The following is a 16,498-nucleotide window of genomic DNA, read 5'->3' on the forward strand; positions in this document are numbered from 1 at the left end:
TGGTGGAAGTCGCGTACTATAAGAGCATCTCCGCACGATCGCGCGGGCAGGCGTGCCGCAACCCCTTCTGGAAAGGGGGCGTGGCGTGATCCGTCCCGGGGATGTCCCTTCCCGGAAAATCTTCGACCTGGTGATCGTGGGTAGCGGTGCCGGGGCGCTGATCGCCGCTCTGCGTGCAAAAGCCCTGGGCCTGACGCCGATCATTGTTGAGAAACAGGGCAAGGTCGGCGGTTCGACGGGGCTGTCTGGCGGGGTCCTCTGGATTCCGATGAGCCCGGTGCTCGAACGAGAGGGCGTGCGGGATCGCCACGAACTCGCCTGGACCTATCTGACGAACCTCGTGGGCGAGGATGGGGGGCGCGGTTCCACGCCCGAGCGCTGGCGTGCCTTTCTCTCGGAAGGCCCGGAGATGGTCCGGTTTCTCGAGGACCGCGGAATCCCGTTCAAGCACTGCGCGTACCGTTCCGACTATCATGACGAGCTTCCGGGCGGTCTGGTCGAGGGCCGTTCGATCGAGTCCAAGCTCGTGGACGGGCACATCCTTGGCCCGTGGTATGATCATCTTCAAGGGACCGCGAATCCCTATCCCCTGATGACATCGGAGATGCGTTATATCCTCCTGGCGCAGGCCCGGGTGAAGGGCGCCGCCATGGTCGGGCGGATGCTCTACCGGATGGCGAAACAGCGCATCCTGGGAAAGCATTATCTGGGTCTTGGAGCGGCGCTGGTCACGCGTCTGCTCAAGCTGGCTCTCGATGCCGAAATACCGATCGTGATCAACATGCCTGTCGAAGAGCTGCTGTCGGTGGACGGCCGCGTAACGGGCGTTCGATGTTCGAGAAACGGCGAGAATTTCGAGTTTTCCGCCCGGCGTGGCGTGCTCCTCGCCGCAGGCGGGTTCTCGCATTCGTCCAGGATGCGACAGCAATATGGGCCCGCGCCAAGTTCGACCGCCTGGACGGCCAGCAACCCGGGCGACACCGGGGAGGTGATGGAACAGGCCATCGGCCTTGGCGCGGCGACTGACAAGATGGATTTCGCCTGGTGGATTCCGACGTCGCTTCTGCCGAGCGGACAGCGGGCGTTTTGCGCGGCCGAGCTCGCCAAGCCTGGCTGCATAGGGGTCGATCAGGCGGGTGAGCGGTTCGGAAACGAGGCGGGATCCTATGTTGCCGCCGGCATGGCGATGTACGCCCGCCAGAAGCTGAGACCGGCGGTGCCATGCTGGGCGATCATGGATCACCGGAACCGGAGCCGCTATGCGTGGGCCGGCAAGCTGCCGTTCCAGACGCCGAAGGAGTGGTTCGCAAGCGGATATATGAAGCGCGCCGACACGATCGAGGAGCTGGCGCGCCTTTGCGGGATCGATCCAGCCCGGCTTGCGGCGACGGTTTCGCGGTTCAACGGCTTCGTCGATCGTGGCCGCGACGCGGACTATGGGCGCGGGGATCGTCACTACGATTCCTATTATGCGGATCCCTTCCATCGCCCCAGCGCGACGCTCGGCCGCATCGACAGGGGCCCGTTCTACGCGGTGAAGTTCTTTCCCGGTGACGTGGGCACGGCCGGCGGCCTGGTTTGTGACGAACATGCGAGAGTGCTGCGCGATGACGGCACGGCCATCGAAGGTCTCTATGCCGCGGGTAACATAGCGGCGCCCACCTTTGGGGCCACTTACCCCGGCGCCGGCGCCAGCATCGCCCCGTCGGCTGTCTTCGGCTTCATCGCCGCCGAGGCGGCGGCATCGTCCGGATAGTCGCAGGAGACCGCGCCGCCACCACGGCCGCATTCCTTCAGATCCCACACCGTCCTGAATGTCAGGAGACAATACGTGAAGAACTTCGACCCCGCCGATCCGATAGCCAAGGCACCGGGGATCACCTATCAGGAGGTGATCGACCAGGACGTCGATCCGCCGGCGCCCGCGGTCTCCCGTTATCACAATCCCGTCGATCTTGGCGTGCAGCCGATCAAGGCAAGCAATTACACAAGCCGCGAATATTTCCTCAAGGAGATCGACAAGGTCTGGCTGAAGACCTGGCAGTATACCTGCCGCGAGGAGGAGATACCCAATCCGGGCGATACCTACGTATTCGACCTCGTCGGCAGGTCGGTGCTGATCGTCCGGCAGCCCGACGGCACTATCAAGGCGCTGCAGAATGTATGCCTGCACCGCGGCCGCAAGCTGGCGACGCATGGTGGCTGCAAGAGGCAGCTGCGGTGTCCCTATCACGGCTTCGTCTGGGGCATCGACGGCTCGTTCCAGCACAATCCTTTCGAATGGGACTTTCCGCAGATTGAGAAGGAGTCTTTTGGGCTTCCGGAACTACGGCTCGAGACGTGGGCCGGATTCATCTTCATCAACTTCGATCCGGACGCAAAGCCTTTCCTGAGTCTGCTCGGGGACTATCCGGAGCATATGGAGCACTTCAGGATAAACGACTGCTACAAGGCCTTGCATCTGGGCAAGGTGGTGGACGCGAATTGGAAGGCAGTCGCCGAAGCCTTCCTGGAATCGTCGCACGTCGTCGCTACCCACGCCCAGGCGGTGCCCTATTCCGGCTACGATCAGGTCCAATATGATCTCATCTCGGATCATGTGACGCGGTTCGTGGTGCCCTTGGGCGTGATCAGCGAGGCCTGGAGCGGACCTGAGCATCTGTCGGACGAGCAGCGGGTTCGGCTTGCGCTGACCAACGGTAGCCGTGGAGGCCCTCCGGGGCGGGATTTGGCAAAATCGATCAAGCCCGGCCAGACGATGCGGAACTATCTGGCGCAAATGGCCCGAGAGAATCTCGAGCGGGAAACCGGTTACGACTTCTCCGACCTGTCCGATGGCGAGTTCGTTGACGGCTTCTCCTACGACCTGTTCCCCAACACGCATATCTGGGGCGGGTTCACGGTGAAGATCTGCTATCGCATCCGCCCTCTCGGCCTGGATCACGAGCGTAGCCTGATGGAGATCTTCCTGATGAAGATCAAGCCGAAGGGCACGAACCCTCCGCCCGCCCAATATCGGCTCCTCGGGCCCGACGAAGCGCTTGGCGACGCCCCGGAATTCAACGGTTCCTACCTGGGCGGCCTGCTGGATCAGGACGTCGCCAACATGGGGCCGCAGCAAGAGGGTTTGCGGGCCCTCGGACCGGACGGTGAACTCACGTTCGGCCGCTACACCGACATGCGCTGCCGCAATCTGCATCGCATGGTGGAACAATATCTCGCGAGCTGAGCGGTTCGCAGCGCAGGCCGCGCAATAGTCGGCGGCAACAGGAGGCAGGCGTTTGTCAGTGATAGAACAACGGATGATGAAAGGGCACGAGGCTGTGGCGCGCGCTCTGTTGGATCATGGCGTCGACCCGATCTTCGGTGTCCTGGGCAACGCCAACATCTTCGTTCTGGACAGCTTCAGGCGACTTGGTGGCCGTTACGTTCCGGCAGGGAACGAAGGGGGCGCGGTCCTTATGGGACTCGCCCACGGCCGGTGCTCGGGCAAGGTGGGCGTCGCTACCGTTACTCATGGGCCAGGTCTGTGCAATTCGATCACGGCGCTGGTCGAAGGTGTGAAGTCTCGCGTTCCCTTCGTGCTATTATGCGGTGACACGGCCCACACCAATCGCGAAAGTACCCAGAACATCGCCCAGCGCGAACTCGTGCTGTCGATCGGTGCCGGGTTCGAGGAGGCGATCTCGCCCGAGACACTGTTGGGGGACATTGCCAGGGCGTTCCGCCGTGCGGAGCTCGAGAAGCGACCCATCGCGCTAAACTTCCCCACGGATTTCCAGTGGGCCGATGTGGAATACCGCCCGACCAAATTGCTGAACTTCGAGCGCCGGGCGCTGGTGCCGGCGAGCGACGATCTCGACAACGCCATAGGGATGATCGCCGCCGCCTCGAAGCCCATCATCGTGGCCGGTCGCGGTGCGGCGACCGCGCGTGGCAAAGCCGCGCTCATCAAGCTCGCCGAGCGCACCGGCGGGTTGCTGGCGACCACTGTCCAGGCGCGCGAGCTCTTCGATGGCGAGCCCTATAACCTCGGGGTCTTCGGCACCCTGTCCACCCCGGCGGCGGTGGACGAGATCGTTGCCAGCGATTGCGTGATGTTCTTCGGCTGTTCGATGAACTCGTACACCACCAGCAAGGGCGCCTTCATCGAAGGCAAGCGGGTGATCCAGTGCGATAACGATCCCGCGGCGATCTGCAGGTTCGTCGAGCCCGACGCCGGATTGCTGGGTGAAGCCGACCTGGTCGCCGAAGCGCTCATCGGCCTGCTTGACATGGCCGAGATCCCGCCGAGCGGTTATCGGGACCCGGCCCTGCCGGCACGTCTGGCCGCGTCCCATCTGGACCTACCGGACACCTCGACGGAGACCACCGTAGACTTCTACAAGGCGCTGATCGCAATCGGCGACGCGATACCCAGGGATCGCGTGCTGGTGAACGACTGTGGCCGGTTCGTGGTGGAGGGCCTCAAGGTCTTTCGTGTCAAGAACCCACAGCTCTACTATTTCGGCATCATGTCGGGCTGCATCGGCCTTGGCCTTGCCTCTGCGGTGGGGGCCTCGTTCGCCGCGCCGGATCTGCCAACCCTCCTCGTCACCGGCGACGGCGGCTTCATGAACAATGGCCTACTGGAGTTCAACACGGCGGTCCGGATGGGAGTCGATCTCATCTGCGTCGTCTGCAACGACAGCGCCTATGGAATGGAAGTCGCGGAGTTCACCTGCCGTGATCTTCCGCCGGACATCGCATTGATGAACTGGCCGGATTTCGCCCCGCTGGCTGAAGCTCTGGGCGGGCAGGGGGTCACGGTGCGGAATGATGACGACCTTCAAAAGGCGATCGAGGCGATCCAGAACCGCAAGGGGCCTCTCTTGATCGACCTCAAGATCGATACGTTGGCGATGCCGAATCCGTTCCACTGAGAGCGGACGAAAGAGGCCAACATCGAAGCCGAGTCTGCACGCGGCCAGCCCTGAAAGGCCTGGCCGTGGGAAAGATGGTCGCGGCGCATGCATTGATTTTTTGCGGAGCCTTGGACGCAATGGACCTGTTATTGACCGATGAGCAGGAAGGGCTTCAAAGCACCTTCGCCAAGGGGATAGCCAAGGAGCTGCCCCTGGAGCGGTTGCACGGCGCGCAAGGCCAGGCCGCCGACAATGCGTCGCTCCGTACCTTCGCCGATCTCGGATGGCTTCGCATGAGCATGCCGGAGGAATGGGGGGGACTGGGTCTGGGCTATGCGGAGGAGGTTCTGCTGTTCCGCGAGCTCGGTCGCAACCTGGGACCGCTATCGGTGCTTGCAGGCGTGCTTGCCGCGCGGCTCGCCGCGAGTTCCGGCAAGCTGGAACTCGCGGAGTCGATTCTCGACGGCGAGGAAATCGGGATCGTCGTCCCGGAGGGCGACGCCGGGGCAGCTTCCGGCGGCGCGGGCCGTGCCCGTCTGTTTTCGACGGGGGATTGCCGGAAGGGGGTTCTGGTCCTTCCCGATGGCGCATCTCTGCTCGACCTGACGGCTCTTGATGGGGCGGCTGCGCCATGCCTCGACGGCACGCTGAAAATGTGCAGTTTCGAGCTCGGTGATGCACGGCCCGTAGGCCACACGGAAGGTGGGGATCTCTGGTGGCAGGGCTCGCTTCTGACCGCTTCGATGTTCGTCGGTCAGGCCGAGGGTGCGCGCAACATGATCCTCGAATATGCGAAGGTTCGCCAGACCTTCGGGCGCCCGATCGGTGCTTATCAGGCGGTGCGTCATCCCATTGCCGAGATGACCGCGCGCGCCGAGCATGCGCGCTGCCAGACCTATTACGCTGCGCTCGCCCTCGGCATGGGACGGGCGGATGCGGCCATGCAGGTGGCCGCCGCGCGTACCCTTGCCCAGGATGCGGCCCGGAAGAATGCCGACGCCAATATCCAGCTGCACGGGGCCGTGGGCATCACAAGCGAGTTGAGCGCGCATCTCTTCCTGAAGCGCGGCATCGTCCTTTCCAACCTCTTCGGAAGGAAGAAAGCCGCTCTTCGCCAAATCCTCAACGACGATCTGATGGAGGTTTGATTTGGACCTGGTTTACACACCGGAGCAGATCGAGTTCCGTCGGAAGGCGCGGGACTGGCTCAAGGAGAATGTTCCGGGCACGCGGCCGTCCTCCCGCGAGGAGGCCGCTGCTTACGACAAGGCGTGGCAGCGCAGGCTTCATGACGGTGGATGGGCCGGGCTGAACTGGCCGAAGGAATATGGCGGCGCCGCGCTGACCGGAATCCAGTCGCTCATATGGTTCGAAGAGTGCGAGCGCGCCAATGCGCCCGCCTATGGGCTGATGTCGATCGCCCAGACACATGCGGGTCCGACGCTCATTGCCCGTGCGAGCGAAGACCTGAAGGCGTTCCACCTCCCGAGGATACTCAGGGGTGAGTCTCTGTGGTGCCAGGGATTCTCGGAACCCGGCGCGGGCTCCGATCTTGCGAGCCTGAAGACGAAGGGCGTCATCGACGGCGACCACATCGTCGTCACCGGCCAGAAGATCTGGACGACCGGAGCGAGCACTGCGGATTATCAGGAGTTGCTCGTCCGGACCGACCCCGATTCCGAGCGGCACCGGGGCCTGACCTGGATCATCTGCGATATGCGCTCGCCGGGGATCACCATTCGTCCCATCGAGACGATGATGGGGGAGTCCGCCATCAACGAGGTTTTCTACGACGAGGTCCGCATTCCGATCTCGAACGTCGTAGGGGACATCAATGGCGGCTGGAGCGTGGCGATGTCCACGCTCGCCTTCGAGCGCGGCACCACCTTCCTGCGGGACCAGATCAGCCTTAGCGCCAAGGTTGAGCGGGCCATAGACCTGGCGCGCCGCACGCCTCTCGCAGACGGCCGGTTCGCGATCGAGGATTCGGCTATTGCCGAGAAGCTGGCTGAGTTGAAGGCGGAAGGTCTCGGGCATCGCGCCATGGCGGTGGCTAACGTCTCCAATGTCGATCGCACCGGCTCGCCGGGTCCGGAAGGCTCGATGGTCAAGCTCCTGGTCGGTGGGACGTATAAGGCGCTGGGCGAAGTCGTGACGGAAATCCTTGGGCTGGGCATGCTCGACTATGATCACAGCCGCGCGAGCAATCCCTGGGCCTACGACTTCATGAACAGTTGGGTGGTCACCATAGCCGGCGGTACCTCCGAGATTCAGAAGGAAATCATCGCCGACCGTGTCCTGGAGTTACCCCGCGCACGATAGGATGCCGGCAGGCGCCGCGGTCCGACATGACAGGCGTCTGCATCAGGCAAAAATGCGAGAGCAGATTTTATGTTAAGGCGCTTCCGCTACGGTTCGGGGCTGAACACCTAGCAGAGCCCCAGTTCGAGCGGGATTTCGGATAGGACGCCGCGGAACCAGGAATGAGCGGGGTCAAGTTCCCGCGAGCGGCTCCAGGATGCCATCACCCGCAACTTCGGAAGAGCTTCGGAAGGAGCGATCATCATCGTGTTTGTCATGACCGGGAACAACCGCTCGGCGAGACGCCGTTGAACCAAGGCGACGTTGTCCGATCCGCCGATCATGAACGGTATCAGCATATAGCTGGATACTCGCGCCGCTTCCGTGATCACCGTGCGTCGCTGGCGCAAGACCGTCTCGGCAAAAGACATGAAGCCGGGCCGGCCGCGCGGGTCGCAGAATATGTGGGGGCGGTCGGATAGATCCTCCCCCGGCGAATGACGCGGAACGCCGTCCTCCGCCGCCACCAGATAGACGAGTTCGTCCTCGAACAACTGCATGCGGCTGAATTGTTCGGACTCACCGACAATCTGTCCGGCCGGCGCGATGATCATGTCGATCTCACCCATCCGGAGATCGAAATTGCTGTCGAGATGCGTATCGACGAACTCGATACTCATTGACGGCGCCTGCTCGTTGAATCGCAGCGCCAGCCGTGGCGCGAGCAGCAGCGCAATGTAATCGGATGTCGCGATCCGCATCTTGCCGACACCGCTGGCCGGATCGAACGCGGCTGGAGCAAGCAGGGTCTCCACTTCGGCAAGTGCGCTTTCCAGCTGAGGCTGGAGGCGTTGCGCCAGGGCCGACAGGATGAAGGTGCGCCCGGAGGGTATCAGCAGCTCATCGTGCAGGATCAGGCGCAGGCGGTTCAGCGCCTCGCTCACCGCCGGCTGACTCATGTTGAGCTCGCGTGCGGCGTGGGTGACGTTCGTCTTGCGCAGCAACTCGCGCAGGATCGGCAACAGGTTGAGGTTGACGCCGCGAAGGAATGTCATTCGCTACCATCGGCTATATATATGATGGGCATATAATCATACTATTTTTCATATGGGTTCGGGTCAATGATTGTGTTGCCACATGGAAGAGGATGAACGGATGCACACGGCGATAGTCGGCATCGGCCCCGGGCTTGGGATGGCGATCTCGCGGCGCTTTGCGCAAGGCGGGCATCGGGTGTCGCTGGTCGCCAGATCGATCGGCTCGGCGGAAAAGGCCGCGGGCGAGCTGCGATCGGCCGGGCTGAGCGCCGCCGGATATGAGGGCGACGCTGCCGATTCCGAAAGCATGCAACGGGTTTTCGATGCCATGCGGGCGCGTGACGGCGACATCGACAATCTGGTCTTCAACGTTGCGCTCGTGACGCCCGACCGGTTGGTCACGTCATCGGTAAAATCCGAGCTGGGATATGGCGAACGCTGGAAGACCCGAGGTTCCGCGGTCACTCCAGACGAGTTCATCGATACGTTGCGGATCAATGTGGGCGGGGCGCTCATCTGCGCCAAGCAGGTCGCCGATGCCATGTGCAGCCGTCGCTCGGGCGCGATCATCGTCACGGGCGGCACCCTGGCCTTGGCTCCGTGGGTCGAATGGGGGTCCTTATCGGCGGGCAAGGCTGCTCTGCGCAGCCTCACGCGCTCGCTATTCAAGGAACTTCGGCCGTTTGACGTGCATGCCGCGCTGGTGACCATCCACGACACGATCGTCCCCGGGACACCCTATGATCCGGATATAATCGCCCGATATTATTGGGACATCGCGGCGGAAAACCCGGCGGACTGGGTGGCCGAATATGATTTCAATCCGACCGGCGCCGAGGCGGTGGATCGTGATCTCTAATCCGTCTCCCCTGATCCACCCGAATTTCGAGGCGATCCGATGATCAGATCAGCGGAGAATATGGTCAGGAAGCGCCTTCATTCCGGCGAGGTCGCGGTGGGGCTGGGGGTCCGCCTGTTTCGAAGCGTGGAAATAGTCGGACTGGCCGCCGAAGCAGGCTATGACTGGCTGTTCATCGATCTCGAGCATGGGTCGATCTCGCTGGAGAGCCTGTCGCAGATTTCGAATGTGGCCGTCCTGTCCCGGTGCGCGCCGATCGTCCGGGTGCCCCAACTGGATTTCAGCACCGCCAGCCGGGCGCTCGACGGTGGGGCGCTAGGGGTCATCTTTCCTCATGTCGAAACGGCTGAAGAGGCCATGGCGATCGTCGATCATGTGCGCTTCCCGCCTAGGGGAAGGCGTTCCTATGCCGCGCGGCAGCCCGCCATCGGCTTCGCAGCGAGGCCGGCGCGGGAGGTAATGCCGGCGCTCGATGCCGAAATCCTATGTTTCGTGATGATCGAATCGGCTGCCGGCGTGGCCAACGCAGCGGCCATCGCGGCGGTGCCGGGCATAGATGTTCTGTTCATCGGCGCGAACGATCTGGCGATCGATCTAGGAATTGCGGACCAATTCGACTCTGCCGATTTCCGGCATGCGGTGGATCGGATCATCGAGGCAGGCAGAGCTCACGGCAAGGCAATCGGAATTGGGGGCATCCGGGCCGGTGAGTACATGCAGCATCTGCTTCAGGCGGGCGTCTCGATCATACTTGGCGATATGGAAGCGAGCATCCTGGTCGAAGGTGGGCGAGCCCAGACCTCGATGCTGAAAAAATGAGGGCTGGAACGGCAGACCCCTGACGCGAATATCTTCGCGGACTGCCGATCTCCACTCCCTTCAATTCAGAATATACCGGGTCCCCAACCACATGAGTTCGGGAGCCTGAGCGGATTATTGTGTAAATTTCTCAAGGAGTTTCACCTATGTCTCAGGACCAACAGCCGGCTACGCCGCCCTCTCAGGAGCGGCCCCGACAGGTTATCACCACGCCCGAAACTTCGCCCTTCATCACCGGCCGCCGGGATTTCTTCAAATATCGCGACCTCGGAATGATGGAAGCGACGAAAGGCGCGATGCACGCCACGGTCACGAAAGGAACGATCGGCATCGTTCCCACCGGCTGGCACTATCACGAGCTGCAGATCCAATTCCTTTATTTCCTCAAGGGCTGGGTCAGGCTCGAATTCGAAGACGGGACCATGCATGTCTTCAAGGAGGGGGACTCCTGCTATATTCCGCATGGACTCCGCCACAATGAACTCGAGGGATCGGACGACTTCGAAGTTCTGGAGATATTGCTTCCCGGCGAAATCACCACGGTCCCCTGCGATGAGCCCTGATCCGTCGCCTCCATCAGCCTTGTCGCAGCCGCTGGGCGCGATCATGCAGCTGGCGGCGACCGAGCGCGTAGCGCTCGGAAAGCCCGCGGCGGAGGTGATCGCGGCGGAGGCCCAACGGCTGGGCGCCGCCAGGGTCTTCATCCTGGCGGGGGGCCATCTGCTGCGCCAGACCGATGAAATCCGGCGGATAGAGGTCGCGCTAGGCAGCCGTCATGCGGCCTCGCATACTGGCATCGGGCAGCATGTGCCGCTGGGCGACGTGCTTGCCGCTGCCGATGCGGCGCGCGGCGTCAGCGCCGACCTGATCGTCGCGATCGGCGGAGGATCGGTGATCGACGCCGCGAAGATGATCGGCCTGTGCCTCAAGCATGATATTCGCGAACCGGCCGGTTTCGCTCCCTATCGCACGCGGGTGGACGAAGCGGGAGAAGTCATCATCCCGGAGTTCGCAGGCGCCGATATCGCGCTCATCTGTGTTCCCACGACGCTGTCAGGGGGGGAGTTCAGCCCGTTGGCGGGGGCCACCGATGAGGAAGCCCGGTTGAAGTCGGTGTACGAACATCCCAGCATGGCACCGGTTTGCGTCGTGCTCGATCCCGCGATCAGCCTTCACACGCCTGAATGGCTTTGGCTATCGACCGGAGTGCGGTCGATCGATCACGCCGTCGAAGCTTTGGCATCGCTGGACTCAAATTATTTCTGCGATGGAATGGCGGAGAGCGCCCTGCGGCTGCTGGCGCAGGGCCTGCCGCGCGTAAAGGCCGATCCGGGCGATCTGGACGCGCGGATGCAGTGCCAGGTCGGCGCTTGGCAATCGATGATTCCGATCATCGCCGGTGTGCCCATGGGCGGCAGCCATGCCATCGGCCATATCCTCGGCGGCACCTGCAATGTCGCGCATGGGCACACCTCCTGTGTGATGTCGCCACATGTGCTCGCCTGGAACTTCCCGGTGAATAGCGGCAGGCAGAAGCGGATCAGCGCGTGCCTCGGCAAGCCCGAAGAGTCCGCGTCCGAATTGCTCGACGGGCTGATCCGAAGCCTGGGGATGCCGCGCACGCTGCGCGAGGTGGGCGTGGAGGAAGAGATGCTGCCCGTGATCGCTGCCAATACGCTGAAGGATCCGTGGGCACCTACCAATCCGCGTCCGTTGAGACGATCCGAAGAGGTGATGGCCATCCTGCAAACGGCGCTCGGCTAGCCATGACGGCTGGCGGAAGACTTGAATTCAGCACGCAACCTCCCGGTACGGTTCTCCAGCCCGACGGGAATTAATCAGCAACGAGAGCACTTCAAAACTCAGGGAATGAAGGAGGGGATATTATGAAAGCCAAGATCACCACATTGCGCGGCGCTTCGTCGGTCGCGATCATGCTCATGGGCCTGTCCCAGGCCGCCAATGCGCAGACTGCCAGCCCGGCCGACGCGGCCGTAGCCCAGCAGGAGAGCGATGCCGGCGGCATTCAGGACATTGTCGTAACCGCCACGCGCACCGGCGAGACGCAGTTGCAGAGAACACCGGTCGCCATGGCCGTTCTGTCCGGCGATAGCCTGTCTTCGCGCAACGCGGTGAACGTCAAGGATCTCGTCAATCTCACGCCCAATATGAGCGTCGGCCAGACGACGGCGAACGCACAGATCTATGTTCGGGGCATCGGCAGCAACAATGTTTTCACCGGGTCCGATCCATCGGTCACGGTCCAGTCCGACGGCGTGTATATCGCCCGCGCCTACAGCCAGTTTTCGGACTTCGTGGATATCGACCGCATAGAGGTCCTGCGAGGCCCGCAGGGCACGTTGTACGGCCGCAACTCGATCGGTGGAACGATCAACCTGATCTCGCGAAAGCCCAGCGACGAGCTGGTCGGCAAGGCCCAGCTGACTGTGGGGAATTATTCGGCCGTACAGGCCCAGGCCTATGTCAGCGGGCCCATCGTGCCTGGTGTTGTCCAGGCAAGCCTTGCGGGCAATTACATTCGCCATGACGCGTATGTTGACAACATCGTTCCGGGAAAGCCCAACATCGGCGCGGCCAACCGAGGCGGCCTGCGAGGCCAATTGCGGATCACGCCCAGCGATTCCGTAGAGCTTATCACCCGTGCCGACTGGTCGAAGGGCGATGAGCGGATCGACGCCTATGCGCACATCCGGGCGCCCGTCGCCGCCGCGCCGCTGGCATCGAGCACGGTGGGCAATCTCCGCAAAGTCGCCCTGGACAACCCGCCCCGGAATCGAACCAACGGGCATGGCATTGCGCAGGAGATAAACGTCGACCTGAACCCGGCCCTGACGTTCAAATCGCTGACCGCCTATCGCTATAGCCATTATCACTTCACCGGCGACACGGATGCCACGGAAATTCCGTTCAACCAGGCCACTCAGTTCGACGATTCAAAGCAGTTCAGCCAGGAATTCAATCTGGTCCTGCGCACCGACAAGCTGCAGGCGATCGCCGGTGCCTATTATTTTCATGAAAAGGACAACGGCGTCTTCCTGGTCGATATCAAGCCCAGCATACTGACCCCTGCCGCCAGCTCGGCGTTCAGCACCATTTCGCCTCGGATCAAAAGTGAATCGAAGGCGGTGTTCGTTCAGGGCACCTACCATATCACCGATGAACTCGGGATCACGGCCGGCCTGCGCTATACGCGCGACAAGAAGACGATCAATCAGAGCTATTTGCGGACATCACAAAACCCGGCAACCCTCGGCGCGACTGTGCCCCCGTTCCCCTTCTTCGGCTCGTCTACCAGGACATATGACGCGTTTACGCCGAAGTTCGGCATAGACTATCAGGTCAATCGGCACTTCTTCCTCTATGCTTCCGCAACCCGCGGCTATAAAAGCGGCGGCGTCAACTTCGTCGCCTCCAATCCGCTGGCGTTGGCCTTTGGCCCGGAAAAGATCTGGGCTTATGAAGCGGGTCTCAAAAGCGATTGGTTCGAAAATCGCCTGCGGGTGAACATCACGGCCTTCCGCTATAACTACACCGACCTGCAGGTGCAGACCACCATTACCGCCGGCCTGATCTCGATCGCCAATGCCGCGACTGCCCGCACCAACGGGCTTGAGATCGAAACGACGGCAAAGCCCATTCCCAATCTCACACTGTCTGCGAACCTGGCATTGCTGGACACGGAATATGGATCCTTCCCGAATGCGAGCGTTCCGAACACCTATATTCCCTATGTGACCGGAAACCCGCAGTTCAATCCCACCACCAGGCTGTTCAACGCCTCCGGCAATCGGCTGAACCTCGCGCCCCGGACGTCCTTCTCGCTCAGCGGTCGATATGATGTCGACATGCCGTCGGGCACGGCCTTCATCCGCGGCGACTATCGTCACCAGAGCCGCTCGTTCAACGAGCCGACCAATGTGCTCATTTCGAGCCAGAAAGCCTATGGCATTCTAAATCTGGGCCTCGGCTATGAGAGCGATCGGGGCGGATGGAGCGCGCAGCTGATCGGCAAGAATGTGCTCAACAAGCAATATCTGATCAGCATAGTATCGAGTGGACTCGTACCTAACGGAGTAGCGGGCGATCCGCGAACGGTGGCCATACAGCTGACCAAGAACTTCTGATAGCATGCCCGACGAGCGGCATTTACGGCGACGATCGGAGCATCCCATGTCGGAATATGGCCGCACAGATCAGCATCGGCGGGAATCCCCCGCCGATGCTTATCCCAAATATACCCTTATCCTGCTCACGCTGTGCTACGCCTTTTCGATCGTAGACAAGCAGCTGCTTGTCATCGTTCAGGAAAGCGTGAAGCGTGATTTCCAGCTCTCAGATACGCAGCTGGGCCTGTTAACCGGTTTCGCCTTCTCGGCGCTCTACGCCGCCGCCAGCATCCCGTTGGCCAGGATCGCCGACCGGTCAGGCCGGCGCAACGTTATCGCCGTGACGACGGTTGTGTGGTCGCTGCTTACCACGGCGGCCGGCGTCGTGACGAACGTGACCCAGCTATTCCTCGTCCGGATGGGTGTGGCCGTCGGCGAAGCCGGCTGCAGCCCCGCAGCCACGGCGTTGATCGCCGATCATTTTCCCGAAGAGCAGCGGACGACCGCCCTGTCCTTCTATTGGATGGTGGGCGCCGGCATCGGGGTTCTCGTGGCCTTCATCGGCGGCGGGCTGATCAACGAGATGTACGGCTGGCGCTACGCCTTTCTGTTGCTGGGCGCTCCGGGTGTCGTGCTCGCGCTGGCGGTTGGACTTACGCTGCGCGAACCTGCGCGCGCCCGGAAATCCAGCGGCGAGACAGATTATCGTTTTGTCGATTGTATGCGGTTCCTGGCTGTGGAGCCGACGCTGCGTTTGTTGCTGATCGCCGGAACGCTCAGCTATTTCGCCGCATCCGGCGCCTTGAACTGGTCGGTGTCGCTGCTCAGCCGATCCTTCGCCGTCCCCACGAGCAGTTCGGGCCTGTTCCTGGCCTTGAGCTATGGGATCGGCGGAACCGTCGCCTCGCTGGCGATCGGGCGTTTGGCCGACAGGCTGGGCGCACGGGATCGCCGATGGCAGATATGGCTGCTGGCGATCGATATGCTGGTGATGGGGCTGCTGATGGCCGGGGCTTATCTGGCCACGACGCCGGCGACGGCTCTGATCCTGCTCGCACCGGTATTGGCGCTCGCCTCGGTCTTCGTCGGTATCGTTTTCTCGCTGGTCAGCACGCTGACGCCGGTGAACATGCGTGCGACAATATCCTCGATCTTCATCTCGACCTTCAACCTCGGCGGTCTCGGGCTCGGCGGTGCGATCGTCGGTATGTTGAGCGACCACCTCGCACCCGCTTGGGGCAATGATTCCTTGCGGATCGCCCTATTGATGGCGATGCCTGCGGTGTCACTGATGGCGGCGCTAATCTATTTCCTGACGTCCTTTACCGTTAGCGGCGAAATTCCGAAGGTCGCGAATGCCGATTCACCGACGACTTCCGAAGCTTCGGCGCATGCCTGACGGCATAAGCAGGATCGGCTTCATCGGTGTCGGCGGAATAGGCCGACCGATGGCGGAGCGCCTCGCGGAGACGGGCTATGAGCTGATCGTCTGCGACAAGCGGGCCGACGCGCTGAGGCCATTTCGGCATATGGCGCTAGAGACCACCGCTCGTGCATCGGACTGCGCCAGGGCCGACATGGTGATCGTGATGGTCGCCGACGACGCCCAGGCATGGTCGGTCGTCAGCGGAGATGCCGGCCTGCTGCACGGGATAGATCCGGATCGGCCGCCGCTCGTCGCGATAATGAGCACGATCCTGCCTGAGACGGTCCGCCGTATCGCCGCCTCACTGGCCACGAAGAACGCGCAAACGGTGGATGCGCCCGTTAGCGGCGGCGCGGTACGGGCCTCCCGCGGCGAATTATCCATCATCGCCAGTGGAGAAGCGGTGCCTTTGGCGGCCATGGCGCCGGTCTTCGGTTCGCTCGGAAGCCGAGTTTTCCACTGCGGCGTTCTGGGCAACGGCGAGGCAATCAAGATTCTCAACAATTCAGTAGCAGTTACCATCCAGCTTCTGATGGGAGAGCTGGCCGTGATTGCGGAAGGTCTGGGGCTGGACCTGGAACTCCTGGTCGAGGTGATGGAAGCAAGTTCTGGCCGGAGCTTCGTCACGGGCGATTATGAAATGCAGAAAGCGGTGCTCCGCCGAATCATATCCGATCCGGCGTTATTGCGTGCCCATGTCGATGTCTGCCGCAAGGATCTTAGGTTGGCGCAGTCGCTGGGCATTCAGCAAAATGTCTCATCGCCTCTCCTGGATGGGGTTGTGGCTTCGCAACGCGAAGTGCCTTACGAAGATTGCGGAACTCGCTGGAGGTCGCTGTCTCAGCAGACTCCGCAATGATCGTGCTGATCCCGAAATCTGGCGCTGCGGGGCGGCCTGTGCGGCATCCCCGAAACGGTCGTCGACGCGCTCCCCGAAAACCGGTGCCCGCGATCTTACATTGATTATTCGCCTTCGATACCGCGAGCGCGTCTCATCTCCGTTGCTGTAACATTTAGGAAGGGTG

The 16,498-nt window shown here is 62.1% G+C and carries 14 protein-coding genes; 12 read left to right on the plus strand and 2 right to left on the minus strand.

Features of this window, described 5'->3' with window-relative positions:
- The first annotated feature begins 85 nt into the window (after window positions 1–85).
- From CMV14_RS07380 to CMV14_RS07400, 5 genes are all read left to right on the plus strand, one after another.
- Window positions 86–1,756 carry an FAD-binding protein gene (locus tag CMV14_RS07380; protein ID WP_202820887.1) on the plus strand — a complete coding sequence of 557 codons (1,671 nt, stop codon included), beginning with the start codon at window positions 86–88 and terminating at the stop codon, window positions 1,754–1,756.
- Between the two features lie 75 nt (window positions 1,757–1,831).
- Window positions 1,832–3,229, plus strand: a complete 1,398-nt coding sequence (locus CMV14_RS07385) for an aromatic ring-hydroxylating oxygenase subunit alpha (protein WP_066967418.1) — start codon at window positions 1,832–1,834, stop codon at window positions 3,227–3,229.
- Between the two features lie 73 nt (window positions 3,230–3,302).
- Window positions 3,303–4,922 (plus strand): thiamine pyrophosphate-binding protein, encoded by a 1,620-nt coding sequence (locus CMV14_RS07390; protein ID WP_066967420.1) that lies wholly within the window; start codon window positions 3,303–3,305, stop codon window positions 4,920–4,922.
- 74 nt (window positions 4,923–4,996) lie between these two features.
- A complete protein-coding gene (locus tag CMV14_RS07395) occupies window positions 4,997–6,052 on the plus strand; it encodes an acyl-CoA dehydrogenase family protein (RefSeq protein WP_083216035.1) in 1,056 nt (351 codons plus the stop codon).
- 1 nt (window position 6,053) lies between these two features.
- Window positions 6,054–7,226 carry an acyl-CoA dehydrogenase family protein gene (locus tag CMV14_RS07400; protein WP_066967423.1) on the plus strand — a complete coding sequence of 391 codons (1,173 nt, stop codon included), beginning with the start codon at window positions 6,054–6,056 and terminating at the stop codon, window positions 7,224–7,226.
- A gap of 107 nt (window positions 7,227–7,333) precedes the next feature.
- Here the strand turns inward: CMV14_RS07400 and CMV14_RS07405 are convergent, their stop codons facing one another.
- A complete protein-coding gene (locus CMV14_RS07405) occupies window positions 7,334–8,227 on the minus strand; it encodes a LysR family transcriptional regulator (protein ID WP_176489110.1) in 894 nt (297 codons plus the stop codon).
- Between the two features lie 133 nt (window positions 8,228–8,360).
- Here CMV14_RS07405 and CMV14_RS07410 point away from each other — a divergent pair, with 133 nt between their 5' ends.
- A complete protein-coding gene (locus CMV14_RS07410) occupies window positions 8,361–9,101 on the plus strand; it encodes an SDR family NAD(P)-dependent oxidoreductase (protein ID WP_176489111.1) in 741 nt (246 codons plus the stop codon).
- Between the two features lie 48 nt (window positions 9,102–9,149).
- Here CMV14_RS07410 and CMV14_RS27115 read toward each other — a convergent pair whose 3' ends face one another.
- Window positions 9,150–9,290 carry a hypothetical protein gene (locus CMV14_RS27115; protein ID WP_238147325.1) on the minus strand — a complete coding sequence of 47 codons (141 nt, stop codon included), beginning with the start codon at window positions 9,288–9,290 and terminating at the stop codon, window positions 9,150–9,152.
- On the opposite strand from CMV14_RS27115, the gene CMV14_RS07415 reads away from it, so the two are divergent.
- The 6 genes from CMV14_RS07415 to CMV14_RS07440 all read left to right on the plus strand — a co-directional run bounded on the left by CMV14_RS07415 (window position 9,228) and on the right by CMV14_RS07440 (window position 16,332).
- The gene (locus tag CMV14_RS07415) at window positions 9,228–9,920 is read left to right on the plus strand and encodes an HpcH/HpaI aldolase family protein (RefSeq protein WP_238147286.1); all 693 of its coding nucleotides are present in this window, start codon (window positions 9,228–9,230) and stop codon (window positions 9,918–9,920) included. The genes CMV14_RS27115 and CMV14_RS07415 overlap by 63 nt on opposite strands.
- A gap of 146 nt (window positions 9,921–10,066) precedes the next feature.
- On the plus strand, window positions 10,067–10,483 hold the full coding sequence (locus tag CMV14_RS07420; protein ID WP_083216036.1) for a cupin domain-containing protein: 417 nt from the start codon (window positions 10,067–10,069) through the stop codon (window positions 10,481–10,483).
- The gene (locus CMV14_RS07425; protein WP_238147222.1) at window positions 10,473–11,684 is read left to right on the plus strand and encodes an iron-containing alcohol dehydrogenase; all 1,212 of its coding nucleotides are present in this window, start codon (window positions 10,473–10,475) and stop codon (window positions 11,682–11,684) included. The genes CMV14_RS07420 and CMV14_RS07425 overlap by 11 nt, the downstream gene beginning before the upstream one ends.
- A gap of 143 nt (window positions 11,685–11,827) precedes the next feature.
- Window positions 11,828–14,065, plus strand: coding sequence for a TonB-dependent receptor (locus tag CMV14_RS07430; protein ID WP_238147223.1), 2,238 nt, complete (start codon window positions 11,828–11,830; stop codon window positions 14,063–14,065).
- Between the two features lie 46 nt (window positions 14,066–14,111).
- Window positions 14,112–15,446 (plus strand): spinster family MFS transporter, encoded by a 1,335-nt coding sequence (locus tag CMV14_RS07435; RefSeq protein ID WP_066967437.1) that lies wholly within the window; start codon window positions 14,112–14,114, stop codon window positions 15,444–15,446.
- Window positions 15,439–16,332, plus strand: a complete 894-nt coding sequence (locus CMV14_RS07440) for an NAD(P)-dependent oxidoreductase (RefSeq protein WP_066967440.1) — start codon at window positions 15,439–15,441, stop codon at window positions 16,330–16,332. Before CMV14_RS07435 ends, CMV14_RS07440 begins: the two co-directional genes overlap by 8 nt.
- The last annotated feature ends 166 nt before the right edge of the window (window positions 16,333–16,498 follow it).

Source organism: Rhizorhabdus dicambivorans (genome assembly GCF_002355275.1).
GTDB lineage: Bacteria > Pseudomonadota > Alphaproteobacteria > Sphingomonadales > Sphingomonadaceae > Rhizorhabdus > Rhizorhabdus dicambivorans.